18 protein-coding genes are annotated in these 16,739 nt (G+C 55.7%); 8 read left to right on the top strand and 10 right to left on the bottom strand.

The genetic code is table 11. From position 1 onward, the window contains the following. The first annotated feature begins 47 nt into the window (after positions 1-47). From HV157_RS25315 to HV157_RS25305, 3 genes are all read left to right on the top strand, one after another. Complete coding sequence (locus HV157_RS25315) at positions 48-401, top strand: DsrE/DsrF/TusD sulfur relay family protein (protein WP_020882353.1); 354 nt, start codon at positions 48-50, stop codon at positions 399-401. A 106-nt stretch (positions 402-507) separates the two neighbouring features. Then, positions 508-2,292, top strand: coding sequence for a methyl-accepting chemotaxis protein (locus tag HV157_RS25310; protein WP_040017709.1), 1,785 nt, complete (start codon positions 508-510; stop codon positions 2,290-2,292). A gap of 211 nt (positions 2,293-2,503) precedes the next feature. Beyond that, complete coding sequence (locus HV157_RS25305; RefSeq protein WP_014170489.1) at positions 2,504-2,743, top strand: DUF1883 domain-containing protein; 240 nt, start codon at positions 2,504-2,506, stop codon at positions 2,741-2,743. A 40-nt stretch (positions 2,744-2,783) separates the two neighbouring features. On the opposite strand, the gene HV157_RS25300 is transcribed toward HV157_RS25305, so the two are convergent. Together HV157_RS25300 and chaB are read right to left on the bottom strand one after the other, a co-directional pair. Next, positions 2,784-3,479 carry a gamma-glutamylcyclotransferase gene (locus HV157_RS25300; RefSeq protein ID WP_020882351.1) on the bottom strand — a complete coding sequence of 232 codons (696 nt, stop codon included), beginning with the start codon at positions 3,477-3,479 and terminating at the stop codon, positions 2,784-2,786. Between the two features lie 177 nt (positions 3,480-3,656). Continuing rightward, a complete protein-coding gene (chaB, locus tag HV157_RS25295; RefSeq protein WP_032680829.1) occupies positions 3,657-3,887 on the bottom strand; it encodes a putative cation transport regulator ChaB in 231 nt (76 codons plus the stop codon). A gap of 269 nt (positions 3,888-4,156) precedes the next feature. Between chaB and chaA the strand changes: the two genes are divergently transcribed. After that, positions 4,157-5,251, top strand: coding sequence for a sodium-potassium/proton antiporter ChaA (chaA, locus tag HV157_RS25290; protein WP_020882349.1), 1,095 nt, complete (start codon positions 4,157-4,159; stop codon positions 5,249-5,251). A 92-nt stretch (positions 5,252-5,343) separates the two neighbouring features. On the opposite strand, the gene kdsA is transcribed toward chaA, so the two are convergent. From kdsA to hemA, 6 genes are read right to left on the bottom strand one after another with little or no spacing between them, the layout of a single operon-like run. Continuing rightward, a complete protein-coding gene (gene kdsA / locus HV157_RS25285; protein WP_014170494.1) occupies positions 5,344-6,198 on the bottom strand; it encodes a 3-deoxy-8-phosphooctulonate synthase in 855 nt (284 codons plus the stop codon). 36 nt (positions 6,199-6,234) lie between these two features. Beyond that, positions 6,235-7,044 carry an invasion regulator SirB1 gene (gene sirB1 / locus HV157_RS25280; RefSeq protein WP_014170496.1) on the bottom strand — a complete coding sequence of 270 codons (810 nt, stop codon included), beginning with the start codon at positions 7,042-7,044 and terminating at the stop codon, positions 6,235-6,237. 3 nt (positions 7,045-7,047) lie between these two features. After that, on the bottom strand, positions 7,048-7,440 hold the full coding sequence (gene sirB2, locus HV157_RS25275) for an invasion regulator SirB2 (protein ID WP_025203913.1): 393 nt from the start codon (positions 7,438-7,440) through the stop codon (positions 7,048-7,050). Further along, a complete protein-coding gene (gene prmC / locus HV157_RS25270) occupies positions 7,437-8,267 on the bottom strand; it encodes a peptide chain release factor N(5)-glutamine methyltransferase (protein ID WP_040017710.1) in 831 nt (276 codons plus the stop codon). Before prmC ends, sirB2 begins: the two co-directional genes overlap by 4 nt. Next, positions 8,267-9,349: a peptide chain release factor 1 gene (prfA, locus tag HV157_RS25265; RefSeq protein WP_020882346.1), complete on the bottom strand. Its 1,083-nt coding sequence runs from the start codon at positions 9,347-9,349 to the stop codon at positions 8,267-8,269. Before prfA ends, prmC begins: the two co-directional genes overlap by 1 nt. A gap of 41 nt (positions 9,350-9,390) precedes the next feature. Continuing rightward, positions 9,391-10,647: a glutamyl-tRNA reductase gene (gene hemA, locus HV157_RS25260; protein ID WP_014170500.1), complete on the bottom strand. Its 1,257-nt coding sequence runs from the start codon at positions 10,645-10,647 to the stop codon at positions 9,391-9,393. A 201-nt stretch (positions 10,648-10,848) separates the two neighbouring features. Between hemA and lolB the strand changes: the two genes are divergently transcribed. The 4 genes from lolB (at position 10,849) to dauA (ending at position 15,204) form a co-directional block, all read left to right on the top strand. Continuing rightward, positions 10,849-11,460, top strand: a complete 612-nt coding sequence (lolB, locus tag HV157_RS25255; RefSeq protein WP_040017711.1) for a lipoprotein insertase outer membrane protein LolB — start codon at positions 10,849-10,851, stop codon at positions 11,458-11,460. Further along, positions 11,457-12,326, top strand: a complete 870-nt coding sequence (gene ispE, locus HV157_RS25250) for a 4-(cytidine 5'-diphospho)-2-C-methyl-D-erythritol kinase (RefSeq protein WP_040017712.1) — start codon at positions 11,457-11,459, stop codon at positions 12,324-12,326. The genes lolB and ispE overlap by 4 nt, the downstream gene beginning before the upstream one ends. A 126-nt stretch (positions 12,327-12,452) precedes the next feature. After that, a complete protein-coding gene (gene prs, locus HV157_RS25245) occupies positions 12,453-13,400 on the top strand; it encodes a ribose-phosphate diphosphokinase (protein WP_003856663.1) in 948 nt (315 codons plus the stop codon). A 124-nt stretch (positions 13,401-13,524) separates the two neighbouring features. Beyond that, positions 13,525-15,204, top strand: a complete 1,680-nt coding sequence (dauA, locus tag HV157_RS25240; RefSeq protein ID WP_078774459.1) for a C4-dicarboxylic acid transporter DauA — start codon at positions 13,525-13,527, stop codon at positions 15,202-15,204. Here the strand turns inward: dauA and HV157_RS25235 are convergent. Both HV157_RS25235 and ychH read right to left on the bottom strand, forming a co-directional pair. After that, on the bottom strand, positions 15,190-16,248 hold the full coding sequence (locus tag HV157_RS25235; RefSeq protein WP_182269116.1) for a MerR family transcriptional regulator: 1,059 nt from the start codon (positions 16,246-16,248) through the stop codon (positions 15,190-15,192). The two genes, dauA and HV157_RS25235, sit on opposite strands and share 15 nt — an antisense overlap. Positions 16,249-16,373: 125 nt before the next feature. After that, positions 16,374-16,649, bottom strand: a complete 276-nt coding sequence (gene ychH / locus HV157_RS25230) for a stress-induced protein YchH (protein WP_014170506.1) — start codon at positions 16,647-16,649, stop codon at positions 16,374-16,376. Positions 16,650-16,739 lie beyond the last annotated feature (90 nt).

Below are 16,739 nucleotides of genomic sequence, written 5' to 3'. Positions count from 1 at the left end.
CTGGATAGCTAAGCAATATTCGTGCCTTTAAAAGAACAGGAGTCAACATGCAGAAGATTGTTATCGTCGCCAACGGTGCGGCTTACGGCAGCGAATCCCTTTTTAACAGCCTGCGCCTGGCGATCGCGCTACGCGATAAAGAGAGTGAACTGGAGTTACGGCTCTTTTTAATGTCGGATGCGGTCACCGCCGGGCTGAAGGGGCAAAAACCGGCAGAAGGCTACAACATTCAGCAGATGCTGGAGATCCTGACCGCGCAAAACGTTCCGGTCAAACTGTGCAAAACCTGCACCGACGGGCGCGGCATCACCGGATTGCCGCTGATTGAAGGTGTGGAAATCGGCACGCTCGTTGAGCTGGCCGAGTGGACTCTGCGCGCCGATAAAGTATTAACTTTTTAATAATAAACCCGTAAAAATATTATTTTCTTATGGACGCGGTTTCAGCATCAAGTTTACCTGCAGGGTTGCCGATAGGCATGGAAACAACACAGTAGGTATTTCACTTATGTTCAGATCCATTCGTGCACGCATCATTGCCGCGACGACAGGTTGTCTGGTCGTCGCCCTTCTTCTTAATACTGTCATCAATTTTCAGGTCACACGCCAGGATAACCAGCAGTCACAGCGCGACATCCTGACCAGCACCAGCGCCAGCCATAACATGGCGATTGCGGACTGGGTGAAGAGCAAAATGACGGTTATCGCCTCCGCACAAACCGTTGCGCTCAGTGACGATCCGGTTCCGGTCTTTAAACAGCTTGCCCAGGCGGGTGGGTTCACTAACGTATACGTTGGCTATGCCAGCAAAACGGCGAAATTCTCTGAACCAGCGGGCGTACCGGCGGATTATGACCCCACGATCCGTCCCTGGTATCAGCAGGTCGTAAGCCAGGATAGCCCGGTCGTGACCGCGCCTTACGTTGACGCCGGTAGCGGAAAACTGGTGGTGACGTTTGCCGTGCCGGTGAAAGAAAACGGTACCCTGAAAGCCGTGGTGGCTGGCGATGTGGCGATGGACAGCGTGGTTGCTAATGTGCGCGGGATCCACCCAACCCCGGCAAGCAGCGGGCTGCTGCTGAATAGCGATGGCACCGTCATTGCCGCCAGCGACCCTGCCCTGACGCTTAAACCGTTCGCCGAAACCCTCAAAGGCATCGACTTTGCGGCGCTGAAAAGCGGAAACCCGGTAAACGGGACCTTCAATGGCGCCGAAAAAACCTTCGTGGCAACCGCCGTGCCGGGTACGAACTGGATGCTGGTTGTTGCCCTGGACACAGGCGATGCCACCTCTGGAATGCGCTCGCTGCTGAAAGCCTCGGCCATCTCGCTGGTGATCCTGGCCTTACTCAGCGGCGCCATTGTTCACTTCCTGATTGCGCGTCTGCTGAAGCGCCTGTCTGACATTCGCGATGCGATGCATAACATTGCGAACGGCACTAACGATCTGTCGCAACGCCTGCCGGAGAGCGGCGATGACGAAGTGGCGCAAATAGCGCAGGCGTTTAACGCCTTCAGTGACAAGCTCTCGGTGGTGATGGTACAACTGCGGGATGCCAGCGCATCGGTGAAAAACGCCGCGCGGGAAATTGCGGCAGGTAACCAGGACCTCTCAGGGCGTACCGAGCAGGCCGCCTCCAGCCTTCGCGAAACGGCCAGCGCCGTGGAAGAGATCACCGCGTCGGTAACCCAGTCGAACGAGTCTGCGGCTGAAGCCAATGACCAGGCGAGTAAGGCCTCTGCGGCGGCGGCTCGCGGCGGCGAGGTGGTATCTCAGGCCATCAGCACCATGCAGTCCATTGAAGTGGCTTCCGCGAAGATTGGCGACATCACCAGCGTGATTGACGGGATTGCCTTCCAGACCAATATCCTGGCGCTGAATGCCTCGGTGGAAGCCGCACGCGCCGGAGAGCAAGGCCGTGGGTTTGCCGTGGTGGCCGGCGAGGTGCGTAATCTGGCCAGCCGCAGCGCGCAGGCGGCGAAAGAGATTAAAACGCTTATCGATTCCACCACCAACAGCGTGGCCACCGGCTCCCGCTACGTTCATCTGGCCGGGGAAAGCATGAACGAAATCCGCTCCAGCATCGGTAGCGTGTCGGGCATCATGCGTGAAATCTCCATCGCCACCAGCGAGCAGATGAAAGGCATCCAGGAGATTAACCATGCGGTGACCCATCTGGACAGAATGGTTCAGCAGAACGCCGAACTGGTGGTGCAATCTGCGGCTGCAGCCGGCGCGCTGCAGAGCCAGGCGGGCGACCTTGCTGAAACTGCCGGGCATTTCCGCATTTAATTTTAGGGTGGCGCGCGTTCACCGGGCAAAACGCGCGCCAGAGTAAATTTTCAGGAATTTTGTCATTTTTGTTTAATCGTTACGCCATTTTTTGATCAAAGTCAGCATCCTCACCCTCCCCCTTTGGTGTTATGCCATGAGTGAATTGTGAACAATATCACGCTCGGATATGGCAGCAGGGAGAGCGTTGTTTAAGACTACGGGGTAAAAAATGGCACTGGTAAAAACAAGTTTGAAATTGTTTGGCGGGGATACGGTCGTTGTACGGTGTTCTGAGCGATGCCGCATTCATTTGATGAGTTCGAAAGCACAACAACACTCGCAGGCGGATATCCTGACCGTGCAGGATGACAAGGCATGGCTTACCGTGCCGTACACCGGCACGTGGGATGTCCTGATTGACAGCCATAGCCAGTCACTGGAGCATTCCGTAAGCTACGTTGCTGCATAAGAGACAAACGCCCGGTCCGCTCACGCAGCCGGGCGCATTCTCAGGCAAAACCGGGACGCAGCGTATTATTCAGCGGGTTTCCTTCCAGCAGCGCTTTCACCTTCACCACCAGCTCATTCAGACAATCGTCCTTCATGCCGAGGCGCGTCAGCTCCTGGTCGAGCGAAAAGAGATACTGCGCGTTGGTGCCCAGCGGTCCACTGGCGGCAGCGATCAACGGGGCAATAACCTGCGTGCGGGTATCCGCTTCATACAGCGGATGGCGCGGATCCATAATAAACACCAGCGCGTTAACGGTACGTCCGTCATCAAGTTCCAGCTTGCACCAGCTCGGCATATAGCAGCCGGTGATCATCTCGCGCTTCCACAGCAGCGTCAGTTCGTCTTCCAGCGTTGCATCCGGCAGGCGGTAGGCCACCCCCGTGGTGCGTCCGCCCTCTTTTAGTGCAAGCATGCGTCCCGGCTGACACGCGCTACCTCGACCGGCCGTGAGGCGCAAACAAAATGCACGATGCCAGCCAGGAAGTGTACCTGTTGCCGATTCGACAAATTCGAGAGCCGGGTTCCACATCAGCGAACCGTAGCCAAAAATCCATACCGGGCCATCATCCGGGCGGCACGCCAGCGTGGCAGCGAGCGACGCCGCACGTTGTTCAGCTGACCAGAGAAGCGATTCCTCAATAGCACCAAATGCCGTCTTACAATCTGCCTTCATTAAGAAATCACGCGTTAACACTTTCCACCTCCGCCACTGCATGCTTCCTTGCGACATCTGTAATCCGCCTTCCTGGCATTGTGTGCTGGTCATTTTGCCAGCAGTTGAGTAACGATAAGCAATTCACGGGCCAGTTGCAATACAACGGAAGTTCAACCGCCTGAAAAGTCAAAACGAAGGCAGCGAATGATTTCACGGCTATTTCTTTTTATGCCATTTATCGTCGTCTCCTTTCTCATATTCATGTTTTACTGCGGCCCAGGCGACTTTGTGCGCGGTCTCTTCACGGCTGGCATCATCACGTCGATCTTCTTTATCTTTGTACTGATCCCAGGCGCTGTTAAAGGCCTCTTTGTAGATATCCTGCGCGTGCGCGGGCAATACGTGTTGCACGCTGTCTGGTAATTCGCGTTTCGTTTTATATGGCATCGCTAACCCCTCTTTTGGTTAAAGAGATAAGTGTGGACGACGATACGGCATGGTGCCAGTCAATTGAGAATTATGCGTAAATGATAATTTTAATATTATGTTATTAAAGGATTAACTACAGAACACGTTCCATTATCGACACCCCAAAGCCAAAACATTACAAACAGTAAAATTGAGTAAAAAATCAAGGGTATTTAACAGAGATCTGTTAATTTAATGACCGAAAATTCTATCTATAATTACAAGCACCTGCATTGATGGAGAAGCACATGACAGCAGCACACGAGGCGGTGAAGACCCGCCACAAGGAGACATCACTCATTTTCCCGGTCCTGGCACTGGCTGTGCTGCTCTTCTGGGGAAGCAGTCAGTCACTGCCAGTGGTAGTTGGTATCAATATTCTTGCTCTGGTGGGTATCTTAACCAGCGCCTTTAGCGTCGTTCGCCATGCGGACGTATTAGCCCACCGCCTGGGTGAGCCTTACGGCTCGTTAATTCTCAGCCTTTCGGTGGTTATCCTCGAAGTCAGCCTGATTTCCGCGCTGATGGCGACCGGTGACGCCGCACCGACCCTGATGCGTGACACCCTCTACTCCATCATTATGATTGTGACAGGTGGTCTGGTGGGCTTTTCACTGTTACTGGGCGGCCGCAAATTTGCGACCCAGTACATGAATCTGTTCGGCATAAAACAGTATCTGATTGCCCTTTTCCCGCTGGCGATTATTGTGCTGGTCTTCCCGATGGCATTGCCGGGGGCCAACTTCTCAACCGGTCAGGCGCTGCTGGTTGCGCTGATTTCCGCAGCCATGTACGGCGTGTTCCTGCTGATTCAGACCAAAACGCACCAGAGCCTGTTCGTCTATGAACATGAAGATGATGGCGACGACCCGCATCACGGTAAGCCGTCGGCTCACAGCAGCGCGTGGCATACGGTTTGGCTGATCGTACATCTGATTGCGGTTATCGCCGTGACCAAAATGAACGCCAACCCGCTGGAGACGCTGTTAACCGAGCTGAATGCCCCGGTCGCGTTTACCGGTTTCCTGGTGGCGCTACTTATCCTGTCGCCTGAGGGGCTGGGGGCGTTGAGGGCGGTGCTGAACAATCAGGTGCAACGCGCAATGAATCTGTTCTTTGGCTCGGTCCTGGCGACAATCTCACTCACCGTGCCGGTAGTGACGCTGATTGCCTTTATGACCGGCAACGAGTTGCAGTTCGCGCTGGGTGCGCCAGAGATGATTGTGATGGTGGCTTCACTGCTGCTGTGTCAGATATCCTTCTCGACCGGGCGCACCAACGTGCTGAACGGCGCGGCGCACATGGCGCTGTTTGTGGCCTATCTGATGACGATATTTGCCTAAGCGTTGTTCGGTGAGGCTCTGAGGCCACACCCGACACCTCTTCCATCGGGAGAGGAATAGCCCAAAAAAACCCGCCGAAGCGGGTTTTTTTATTAGTGGCTGGTATCCAGCTCGTCGAAACTCTTCACCAGATCGTCAATCGCCTTGATCTGTTTCAGGAACGGCTCCAGTTTAGCCAGCGGCAATGCGGACGGGCCGTCGCACTTCGCGTTGTCCGGGTCCGGGTGTGCTTCAATGAACAGACCGGCCAGGCCAGTCGCCATACCGGCGCGCGCCAGCTCGGTGACCTGCGCACGGCGGCCGCCAGAAGCTGCACCAAACGGGTCGCGGCACTGCAGCGCATGGGTCACATCGAAGATGACCGGAGACTGGTTGGACACGTTCTTCATCACGCTGAAGCCGAGCATATCAACGACCAGGTTGTCATAACCGAAGTTTGCGCCACGGTCACACAGGATCACTTTATCGTTGCCGCCTTCGATAAATTTATCGACGATGTTACCCATCTGGCCAGGGCTCACGAACTGAGGTTTCTTCACGTTGATGACCGCGCCGGTTTTCGCCATCGCTTCCACCAGGTCCGTCTGACGCGCCAGGAACGCCGGCAGCTGGATAACGTCGACAACGTCCGCAACAGGCTGCGCCTGAGAAGCTTCGTGCACGTCGGTGATCACTTTCACGCCAAAGGTCTGTTTCAGTTCCTGGAAAATTTTCATCCCCTCTTCCAGGCCCGGGCCACGGTAAGAGTGAATGGAGGAACGGTTGGCTTTGTCAAAAGAGGCCTTAAACACGTACGGGATACCCAGTTTCTGGGTCACGGTCACGTAGTGCTCGCAGATACGCATCGCGAGATCACGGGATTCCAGCACGTTCATACCGCCAAACAGCACGAACGGCAGGTCGTTTGCCACGTTGATATCACCAATGCTAACCACTTTTTGTTTCATAGGATCGCCTTATTCAGGTGTGAATCGGAATTAAGATTAATGCAGTGTAATTTGTTTGTGCGAGATCGCGTTGATCTGCGCACGAATCATTTCGCTGATCGGGTCTTCCGGGCATTGCTCAACAAAATAATTCAGATCGTTCAGCGCCACATGCTCGCAATCAAGCTGGGCATAAATCAGCCCGCGATCGCGGATTTCGTACGGATCTTCCGGATTAAACTGCAGCAGCACTTCACTGGCACGTAATGCCAGCTCCATCTGACGCTCTTCCATCAGCGCAGATTTCAGCGTATCCAGCAGTTTACGGATCACCTCGGCGTTATCCGCCTCGTCGAGATCTTCATTAAAGAGCTCGGCAACCGGGCTGATATTGCCTTTTAACCAGACGTCCAGCGTATGCTCATCCAGCGTATCGCCGTTAAACGGATTGATGAGCCACATCTCACCGTCCAGCCACTCCGCTCGCAGGATCATCTGCGTCGGGAAAATGACCGGCACCAGTGGAATATCCAGACGATGCGCGACCCACAGCAAAATGGAACCCAGCGCAACCGCGCTGCCCTGACGATTTTTTAAGACCTGATCCAGCCATAGTGCGTCAGACAGACGATACACGCCACGCGTGTCGCAGAAACCCCATTCGCCGTAGAAAAGCTCAAGCAGCTTCTCTAATTGCCAGTCCTGCGGGCGCGCCTGATTGATCTCTTCACGCGCCAGGCTGACCAGATTCTCCAGCTCTTCGTAGACGTACTGCGACGTAAAATCGTCGCGGATCATCTCCGAAATCAGGATCATGCCATCGCAAAGCGGCACTTTATTAAATTCGAAATCGGCTAAGGACCTCATGACTTACCCCAGTAACGGTATTCTTGTGGTGGCGAGTTTAATGATGATGTACAGCACCACCAGCCCCAGCAAAAAGGCGATAAAACCGGTCTGCTGGCTGCGCGGACGACGACGCCCAAGCGCGATAAAACCCAAAACGATGTAGATGATAACGCCAAACAGCTTTTCAGTCAGCCATGCGCCTTTATCAGTAAATGGCAGATAGCCGGTCTTCCACATTAATCCGGCCCCTGAGAGAAACAGCACCGTGTCAATACAGTGCGGCGCAATACGCACCCAGCGGGCATCAATCAGCGGATTATTGCTGTAACGCCACCAGTAACGGACGATGAAAAAGCTGATGGTCAGGGCAACGGCTATCAGGTGGGCCGTGATCAGCACGGTAAACAGACTCATGCCCATTGTCCCAGCGTCAGACGGTCGTTGCCGCCATAGTCGCGACAGGTTTCCACCGCACGATAACCTGCAGCGATGAACACGTCACGCACCGCGTCCCCTTGCGTCCAGCCGTGCTCGACCAGCAGCCAGCCGCCGGGGTGCAAATGCTGTCGTGACGTTGTCACAATATGCACAATATCCGCCAGCCCTTCGTTGGCAGCGACCAGCGCCGTCAGCGGTTCAAAACGCACGTCCCCTTGCGTCAGGTGCGGGTCATGCTCGTCGATATAGGGAGGGTTGCTGACAATCATCCCGAACGTGCGGTTATCCAGCGCGCTAAACCAGCTGCTTTGCAGAACGGTGACGTTCGGGAAGCCCAGACGCGCCACGTTACGCTGCGCCAGCGCTACCGCATCGGGCATCACGTCAACCGCCGTCACCTCGCAGTCCGGACGCTCGCTGGCCAGCGCCAGGGCAATTGCGCCAGTGCCGGTTCCAAGATCGAGAATTCGGCAGGCTTGTGCGGGTAAACGCGACAGTGCCTGCTCCACCAGACACTCGGTGTCCGGACGTGGGATCAGGGTCGCTGGGGAGACGTACAACGGCAGTGACCAGAACTCACGCTCCCCGACCAGATGCGCCACCGGCTCACCGGTTTTGCGGCGGGCAAGCAGCGTAGCGAGCTGCGCTTCCTGCTCAGCGCTCAGCTGGGTCTCGCCGAAAGCCAGCAGGTAAGTGCGGGCTTTCCCCGTCACAAACTCAAGCAAAATTTCGGCGTCACGTTTAGGGCTTTCGCTCGCGGAAAGCTCACTGGCGGCCTGCCGTAACCAGTGCTGAAACTCCATTATTCCTGCTCGGACAGTGCTGCCAGCTGGTCGGCCTGGTATTCCTGCACGATAGGCTCAATCAGCATATCCAGCTTTCCTTCCATCACTTCGTCCAGACGGTACAGGGTCAGGTTGATGCGGTGGTCGGTAACACGGCCCTGCGGGAAGTTATAGGTACGGTTACGGTCGCTGCGATCGCCGCTGCCCAGCAGGTTACGACGCGTGGAGGCTTCCGCCTGTTGACGTTTTGCCATTTCAGCCGCGTGGATACGCGCGCCCAGCACGGATAAGGCTTTGGCTTTGTTCTTGTGCTGAGAACGTTCGTCCTGGCACTCCACCACGATGCCGGTTGGCAGGTGGGTAATACGGATAGCGGAATCGGTGGTGTTAACGTGCTGACCCCCTGCCCCAGAGGAGCGGAAGGTATCGATACGCAGGTCCGCCGGGTTGATGTCCGGCAATTCTGCTTCAGGCAACTCTGGCATCACCGCAACCGTACAGGCAGAAGTGTGAATTCGCCCCTGAGATTCGGTGGCAGGTACGCGCTGCACGCGATGACCGCCGGATTCAAACTTCAGACGACCGTACACGCCGTCACCGCTGATTTTAGCGATAACCTCTTTGTAGCCGCCATGTTCACCGTCGTTGGCGCTCATGATCTCAACGCGCCAGCGACGCGCTTCGGCGTAGCGGCTGTACATACGGAACAGATCGCCGGCAAACAGTGCCGCTTCGTCACCGCCGGTCCCGGCGCGGACTTCGACAAAGGCGTTACGCTCATCGTCCGGATCTTTTGGCAGCAGAAGCACCTGCAACTGTTGCTCCATCTCTTCAGCACGCGCTTTTGCGTCCAGCAACTCTTCCTGCGCCATCTCGCGCATTTCAGGGTCGTCGAGCATCATCTGCGCGGTTTCAATATCTTCCTGGACCTGTCGCCAGTCGGTAAAGCATTTTGATACATCACTCAACTGCGCGTATTCACGCGAGAGCGCGCGAAAACGTTCCTGGTCAGCAATGGTCCCGGCATCGCCGAGCAGCGCCTGTACTTCTTCATGGCGCTCGTGCAGAGCTTCCAGTTTAGCGACGATAGAAGGCTTCATAGGCGTAAATGCACCTTGTAATAGAAAATGGGTATAGGGCGCTATTCCAGCCCGAGGCTGTTGCGCAGAATAGTCAGGCGTTCATCATCCCCGTCACGGGCGGCCTGCTGAAGGGATTTGGTTGGTGCATGGATCAGGCGGTTGGTCAGTTTCCAGGCCAGATCCTGCATAATGGCTTCTGCGTCGCCGCCCTGCTGAAGGGCGGCCAGCGCTTTGGCGGTCAGGTCATCACGCACCTGCTCCGCCTGACCGCGGTACTCACGGATAGTCTCGCTGACGCTTTGCGCGCGCAGCCAGGCCATAAACTCACTCGTTTCCTGCTCTACAATGGTTTCCGCCTGAACCGCCGCCGCTTTACGCTGGGCAAGGTTATGCGAAATGATGCTTTGCAGGTCGTCCACGCTGTAAAGGTAGGCGTTCGCCAGTTTACCGACTTCCGGTTCGACATCGCGCGGGACGGCAATATCCACCAGCAGCATCGGTTGATTACGGCGGGATTTCAGCGCTCGCTCGACCATCCCTTTACCGATAATCGGCAGCGGGCTGGCGGTAGAGCTGATGATAATATCTGCCTCTTTCAGGCGCTCATCGATGTCGCTCAGCGCAACCACCTCGGCACCCACCTCGTCCGCCAGCACCTGTGCACGTTCGCGGGTACGGTTAGCGATAATCATCTTTTTAACTTTGTGTTCGCGCAGATGGCGCGCCACAAGTTCGATGGTTTCGCCCGCCCCGACCAGCATCACAGTGACGGTCGACAGGGATTCAAAGATTTGACGGGCCAGGGTACAGGCCGCGAAAGCAACAGAAACCGCACTGGCACCAATGTCGGTTTCGGTTCGCACACGCTTCGCCACGGAGAATGACTTCTGGAACATACGCTCCAGTTCACTGGCTTTCAGATGCCCTTTTTGCGAATCGGCAAACGCCTTTTTCACCTGACCGAGAATTTGCGGCTCGCCGAGCACCAGCGAGTCCAGGCCGCTGGCCACACGCATCAGATGGCTGACTGCATCGTTATCCTGATGCCAGTAGAGGCTATTACGCAGCTCTTCTTCGTTGAGGTTGTGGTAATCACATAACCAGCGGATCAGCGCTTCATGCAGGTTGTCCTGCTCTTCAACGCTTAGGTAGAGTTCAGTACGGTTGCACGTCGAGAGCACCACGCCACCCTGCACCATCGGCTGTGCAAGCAGGCTGTCCAGCGCCAGGTCAAGCGTATCCGGCGAAAACGTGACGCGTTCTCGCAGCGAAACCGGGGCTGTTTTGTGGTTAATACCGAGTGCTAATAGGGTCATGTTGAGCGGGAGTAGTACCAGCGTTAATAAGGTTAGCAGAACGCATCATACAGGATGCGCGAGATCAATAAAAGAGACTGCCCCCTTTCGGAGTAATAGCTTATACAATGCTTTGAGATAATTTGAACGTAGACGGTGGCACCCTTCGACGCTAGCATTAACAGTTATAACTGCAACGTATCTCAAGGATTTGTCCTCATTATGACCCGACTGATTCGCCTGCTGCCCCTGGCGGCACTGGTTCTGACCGCATGTACCGTCACCCAACCTAAAGGCCCGGGCAAAAGCCCTGATTCACCGCAGTGGCGTCAGCACCAGCAGGACGTCCGCAATTTGAGCCAGTACCAGACCCGTGGTGCCTTCGCTTATCTCTCTGATGAACAAAAAGTGTATGCGCGTTTCTTCTGGCAGCAAACCGGGCAGGACAACTATCGCCTGCTGCTGTTAAACCCGCTGGGCAGCACCGAACTGGAGCTTATTGCCAAACCGGGTGAAGCGCAGATCACCGATAACAAAGGCAAGCACTATACCGCCACCGACGCCGAAGAGATGATCGGCAAGCTGACCGGAATGCCTATTCCGCTGAACAGCCTGCGCCAGTGGATTCTGGGCCTGCCGGGTGACGCGACCGACTACCAGCTTGACGACCAGTACCGTCTGAGCCAGGTGAGCTACACCCAGAACGGCAAAACCTGGAAAGTGGTGTACAGCGCCTATGACAGCAACACCAGGCCTTCCCTGCCATCCAACATGGAACTGACCCAGGGCAGCCAGCGGATCAAGCTAAAAATGGACAACTGGATCGTTAAATGATGACCCACTGGCCTTCTCCGGCAAAACTGAATCTGTTTTTATACATCACCGGACAGCGTGCTGACGGATACCATACCCTGCAGACGCTGTTTCAGTTCCTTGATTACGGCGACACGATCGCGATTGGCCCGCGTCAGGACGGCGAGGTTTGCCTGCTGACGCCGGTTGACGGCGTGGCGCATGAAGATAACCTGATTGTGCGCGCTGCACGTCTGCTGATGAAAGTGGCGTCGGACACCGGTCGTCTGCCGGCAGGAAGCGGCGCGGATATCCGTATTGAGAAGCGTCTGCCGATGGGCGGTGGACTGGGCGGTGGCTCATCAAATGCCGCCACCGTGTTGGTTGCCCTGAATCACCTCTGGGGCTGCGGATTATCTCAGGATGAGCTGGCAGCGTTAGGCTTAACGCTGGGGGCGGACGTCCCGGTCTTTGTGCGCGGTCATGCGGCGTTTGCTGAAGGGGTGGGCGAAATACTTTCCCCGGTCGAGCCGCCGGAAAAATGGTACCTGGTGGCCCACCCGGGCGTCAGCATTCCGACCCCGGTCATCTTCAACGATCCTGACCTGCCACGGAATACCCCGGTGCGGTCAATAGAAACGTTATTAAATTGTGAATTCAGCAACGATTGCGAGGTTATCGCAAGAAAACGTTTTCGCGAGGTTGATGCGGTGCTTTCCTGGCTGTTAGAATACGCGCCGTCGCGCCTGACTGGCACAGGGGCCTGTGTCTTTGCTGAATTTGACACCGAATCCGCCGCTCGTCAGGTGCTTGAGCAAGCGCCGGTTTGGCTGCATGGTTTTGTAGCACGTGGGATGAACACCTCCCCCCTACAGCAAGCCATTCTGGCGCAGACTGAGTTTCGGTGACAACGTCACCCTGTTCCAGACGTTGCATCGCGCTCTTTAATACACCGCCTGGATAGCATTTCGCCTGGCCCGCACAGTTTGCGGCGAACGCTATCCACCACTGGACGCATGCCTGAGGTTCTTCTCGTGCCTGATATGAAGCTTTTTGCTGGTAACGCCACCCCGGAACTAGCACAACGTATTGCCAACCGCCTGTACACTTCCCTCGGCGACGCCGCTGTAGGTCGCTTTAGCGACGGCGAAGTCAGCGTACAAATCAATGAAAATGTACGCGGTGGTGATATTTTCATCATCCAGTCCACCTGTGCTCCAACAAATGACAACCTGATGGAACTGGTTGTTATGGTCGACGCCCTGCGTCGCGCTTCAGCAGGCCGTATCACTGCTGTTATTCCTTACTTCGGCTATGCTCGTCAGGACCGTCGTGTCCGTTCCGCGCGTGTGCCAATCACTGCCAAAGTTGTCGCTGATTTCCTCTCCAGCGTTGGCGTTGACCGTGTTCTGACCGTTGACCTGCATGCAGAACAGATCCAGGGCTTCTTCGACGTTCCGGTTGATAACGTATTCGGTAGCCCAATCCTGCTGGAAGACATGCTGCAGCTGAATCTGGATAACCCAATCGTGGTTTCTCCGGACATCGGCGGCGTGGTACGTGCTCGTGCTATCGCTAAGCTGCTGAACGATACCGACATGGCAATCATCGACAAACGTCGTCCACGCGCTAACGTTTCTCAGGTGATGCACATCATCGGTGACGTTGCTGGCCGTGACTGCGTGCTGGTTGACGACATGATCGATACCGGCGGTACGCTGTGTAAAGCAGCAGAAGCGCTGAAAGAGCGTGGTGCCAAGCGCGTATTCGCCTACGCGACTCACCCGATCTTCTCCGGCAATGCAGTAAACAACCTCCGCAACTCCGTTATCGACGAAGTAGTGGTGTGCGATACCATCCCACTGAGTGACGAGATCAAAGCGCTGCCAAACGTGCGCACCTTGACCCTGTCCGGGATGCTGGCCGAAGCGATTCGTCGTATCAGCAACGAAGAATCTATCTCAGCAATGTTCGAACACTAATCGAACACGGCCGAAAAACCCGCTGCGGCGGGTTTTTTTGTCTCTGATATTTATTTGTATGATCAATGCCTCCTTCACCTGCCATTCACATGACAGATGATGCGCACACGGATGAGAGATAATTGTGAAACACGTAACCTCCTCACATGTTCTTCCCTTTCGCGCCCTCATCGACGCTTGCTGGAAAGAGAAATACACCGCTTCACGTTTTATGCGTGACCTTATTGCCGGTATCACCGTCGGGATTATCGCCATTCCGCTCGCCATGGCACTGGCAATTGGCAGCGGCGTAGCACCGCAGTATGGGCTTTACACGGCGGCCGTCGCCGGGATTGTGATTGCGCTAACGGGCGGGTCTCGCTTCAGCGTTTCCGGCCCGACAGCCGCATTTGTGGTGATCCTCTATCCCGTTTCTCAGCAGTTTGGCCTGGCAGGCCTGCTGGTCGCCACCCTGATGTCCGGCGTCTTTTTGATCCTGTTTGGTCTGGCCCGTTTTGGCCGACTGATTGAATACATTCCCCTTTCCGTGACGCTGGGGTTCACCTCCGGGATTGGCATTACCATCGGGACAATGCAGATCAAGGACTTCCTCGGCCTGCAGATGGCCCACGTCCCTGAACATTACCTGCAAAAAGTCGGGGCGCTGTTTATGGCACTCCCCACCGCCAACCCGGGCGATGCCGCCATCGGGATTGTTACCTTGGGCACGCTAATTATCTGGCCTCGTTTAGGCATTCGTCTGCCTGGCCACCTGCCCGCCCTGCTGCTGGGCTGTGCGGTGATGGCCATCGTTAATCTCTTTGGTGGTCATGTCGCGACCATTGGGTCTCAGTTCCACTATGTTCTGGCTGACGGTTCACAGGGAAGCGGTATTCCTCAACTGTTACCACAACTGGTACTGCCATGGGATATGCCGGGTTCCAGCTTCACCTTAAGCTGGGACTCCCTGCGCGCCCTTCTGCCCGCGGCCTTCTCAATGGCTATGCTGGGGGCCATTGAATCCCTGCTCTGTGCCGTCGTGCTGGACGGCATGACCGGCACCAAGCATAAAGCCAACAGCGAACTGGTTGGGCAGGGTCTGGGCAACATCATCGCCCCGTTCTTTGGCGGTATTACGGCAACAGCGGCCATCGCCCGCTCTGCGGCAAACGTACGTGCCGGGGCGACGTCGCCGGTATCGGCAGTTATCCACTCGGTGCTGGTGATCCTCGCCCTGCTGGTCCTCGCTCCGCTGCTCTCCTGGCTGCCGCTTTCAGCCATGGCTGCCCTGCTGCTGATGGTGGCGTGGAACATGAGCGAAGCACATAAGGTGGTCAATCTACTGCGTCGCGCACCGAAAGACGACATCATCGTGATGCTGATGTGTATGTCGCTGACCGTGCTGTTCGATATGGTTATCGCCATCAGCGTCGGGATCGTGCTGGCCTCCCTGCTGTTTATGCGCCGTATTGCGCAGATGACGCGCCTTTCCCCGGTTAACGTTGAGGTACCTGACGATGTGCTGGTGCTGCGTGTGATTGGCCCGTTGTTCTTTGCTGCCGCGGAAGGTCTGTTCAGCGAACTGGAAACCCGTATCGTGGGCAAACGCATTGTGGTGCTGAAATGGGATGCCGTGCCGGTGCTGGATGCGGGTGGTCTGGATGCCTTCCAGCGCTTCGTTTCGCGTCTGCCGGAAGGCTGTGAACTGCGGGTGAGTAATCTCGAATTCCAGCCGCTGCGCACCATGGCGCGCGCTGGCGTGCAGCCGATCCCTGGCCGCCTGGCCTTTTATCCCAACCGTGAAGCCGCGTTAGCGGATCTGTGAATGCCCTGATGCAGAGAAACGTCTCTGCATCATCACGGCTATCGCCTGCTGGAGCCATGCAAGCACGGCAGGCGTCATCCATGTTCCTTTCATCAAATGCGGCTCCTGCTGCATGGCAACGCGAAACTTTTGCTGGGTTTCAGGATTCGTTCCCGCGTATGACTGGAACAATACCCGCCAGTGTTCAGCGAGCATTTGCGCCTCACCGGAAGACGGGTCGAGGTTTTCCCGCTGCGCCTGATGCAATTTCGCTACCAGTGGCGGCCACTCCATCATGCGATCAAAATAGTGTGCGCGGGTAAAGGCCATCTCTTCTGCAGAGAGATACTTTTCCCAGATGGCAAGCTTCGATTCGGCAAACGCCCGCGTAATATAGTCAGTCATTTCCGCCGTAATACCCGTCTGCTCACGCATCTGCGGCTCGACGCTGTGCATCTCGTTCAGCCGGGTGAGAAATTCCGGCTTACCTGCCGTATCCTGCTCCAGGCGTGACATCCAGCGCGTCGCCAGATCCCTGGCACGAGGATCCGAAACGTCGATATTATGCTTCAGCAGGTTATTTGCCTCAGCAACCAAACCTGACCAGATATCCGCAAGTGCCTCCTTCTGAACGGCAAACGGCAACTGCTGTAACTCCTCTTTGCTAAACCAGCGTTCGTACATATTCATTAACTCCAGAGTCTGTAGCCAGGATTCCAGATTGGGTGCCGCATCGTCGGTAAGCCCGGTACGCAATTCCACCAGCCTCTCGCGCAGCGTCAGCATGCTACGCAGTTGCTTATCCAGCAAACTGATTTGCGCATCGAGTAATTCGGTTAACGACAGCGACTCCTGTTTCAGAAAATCCCTGATTTCAGCAAGTTCCAGCCCGGCTTTTGCCAGCACCTGAATCATATGCAGACGTTGCACATCCGCCAGATTATACAGCCGGTAACCTGCCGCACTTCTGGCAGAAGGCAGTAACAACCCTGTTTGCTCATAGTGATGCAATGTTCGCACGGTGATCCCGGCACGTTTCGCGAGTTCACCCACCTGAATCAACATAACTGCTCCTTTTACTTTGCCAGTGGCACCACTCTGAAGCCTTACGTTACGTGAGGGTCAACCTTTCATGCAAAAAAAAAACGACTCCATGAGGAGCCGTTTCGGTGTTCTTTCGTCGTAGCACATTAGCTGTGTTTGTGCTGGTCCCTGCGGCAGCGCTTATCGTAATGGCGCACCCACCAGTATTTATCGCAGACTTCTTCATGACCACTCACGCGTGCACCGGCAAGCCATAGCACTGCACCAAGGAAAATACTCAATACCGCGCCATGCGCGAAGTATTGCGGAAGGTCAAGTTGCGGCAATTGGTTTAAAATTGAATAACCCACGCCAGCGACCATCACAAACAGTCCCAACCCCATCAGCACATTACCGAGTATCGAAGCGTTTTTGCGTTTCATATGTCACCTCCGGAACTTTGGGTTGTAAGGGGAAAAGCCCCTGATCCTTGTGTGTAAAGTATAGACAACGGCTCTTTTATGAGTTGCGTG

This window comes from Enterobacter sp. RHBSTW-00318, from assembly GCF_014101375.1.
Lineage (GTDB): Bacteria > Pseudomonadota > Gammaproteobacteria > Enterobacterales > Enterobacteriaceae > Enterobacter > Enterobacter ludwigii.
This window is presented reverse-complemented; position numbering and strand designations above follow the sequence as displayed.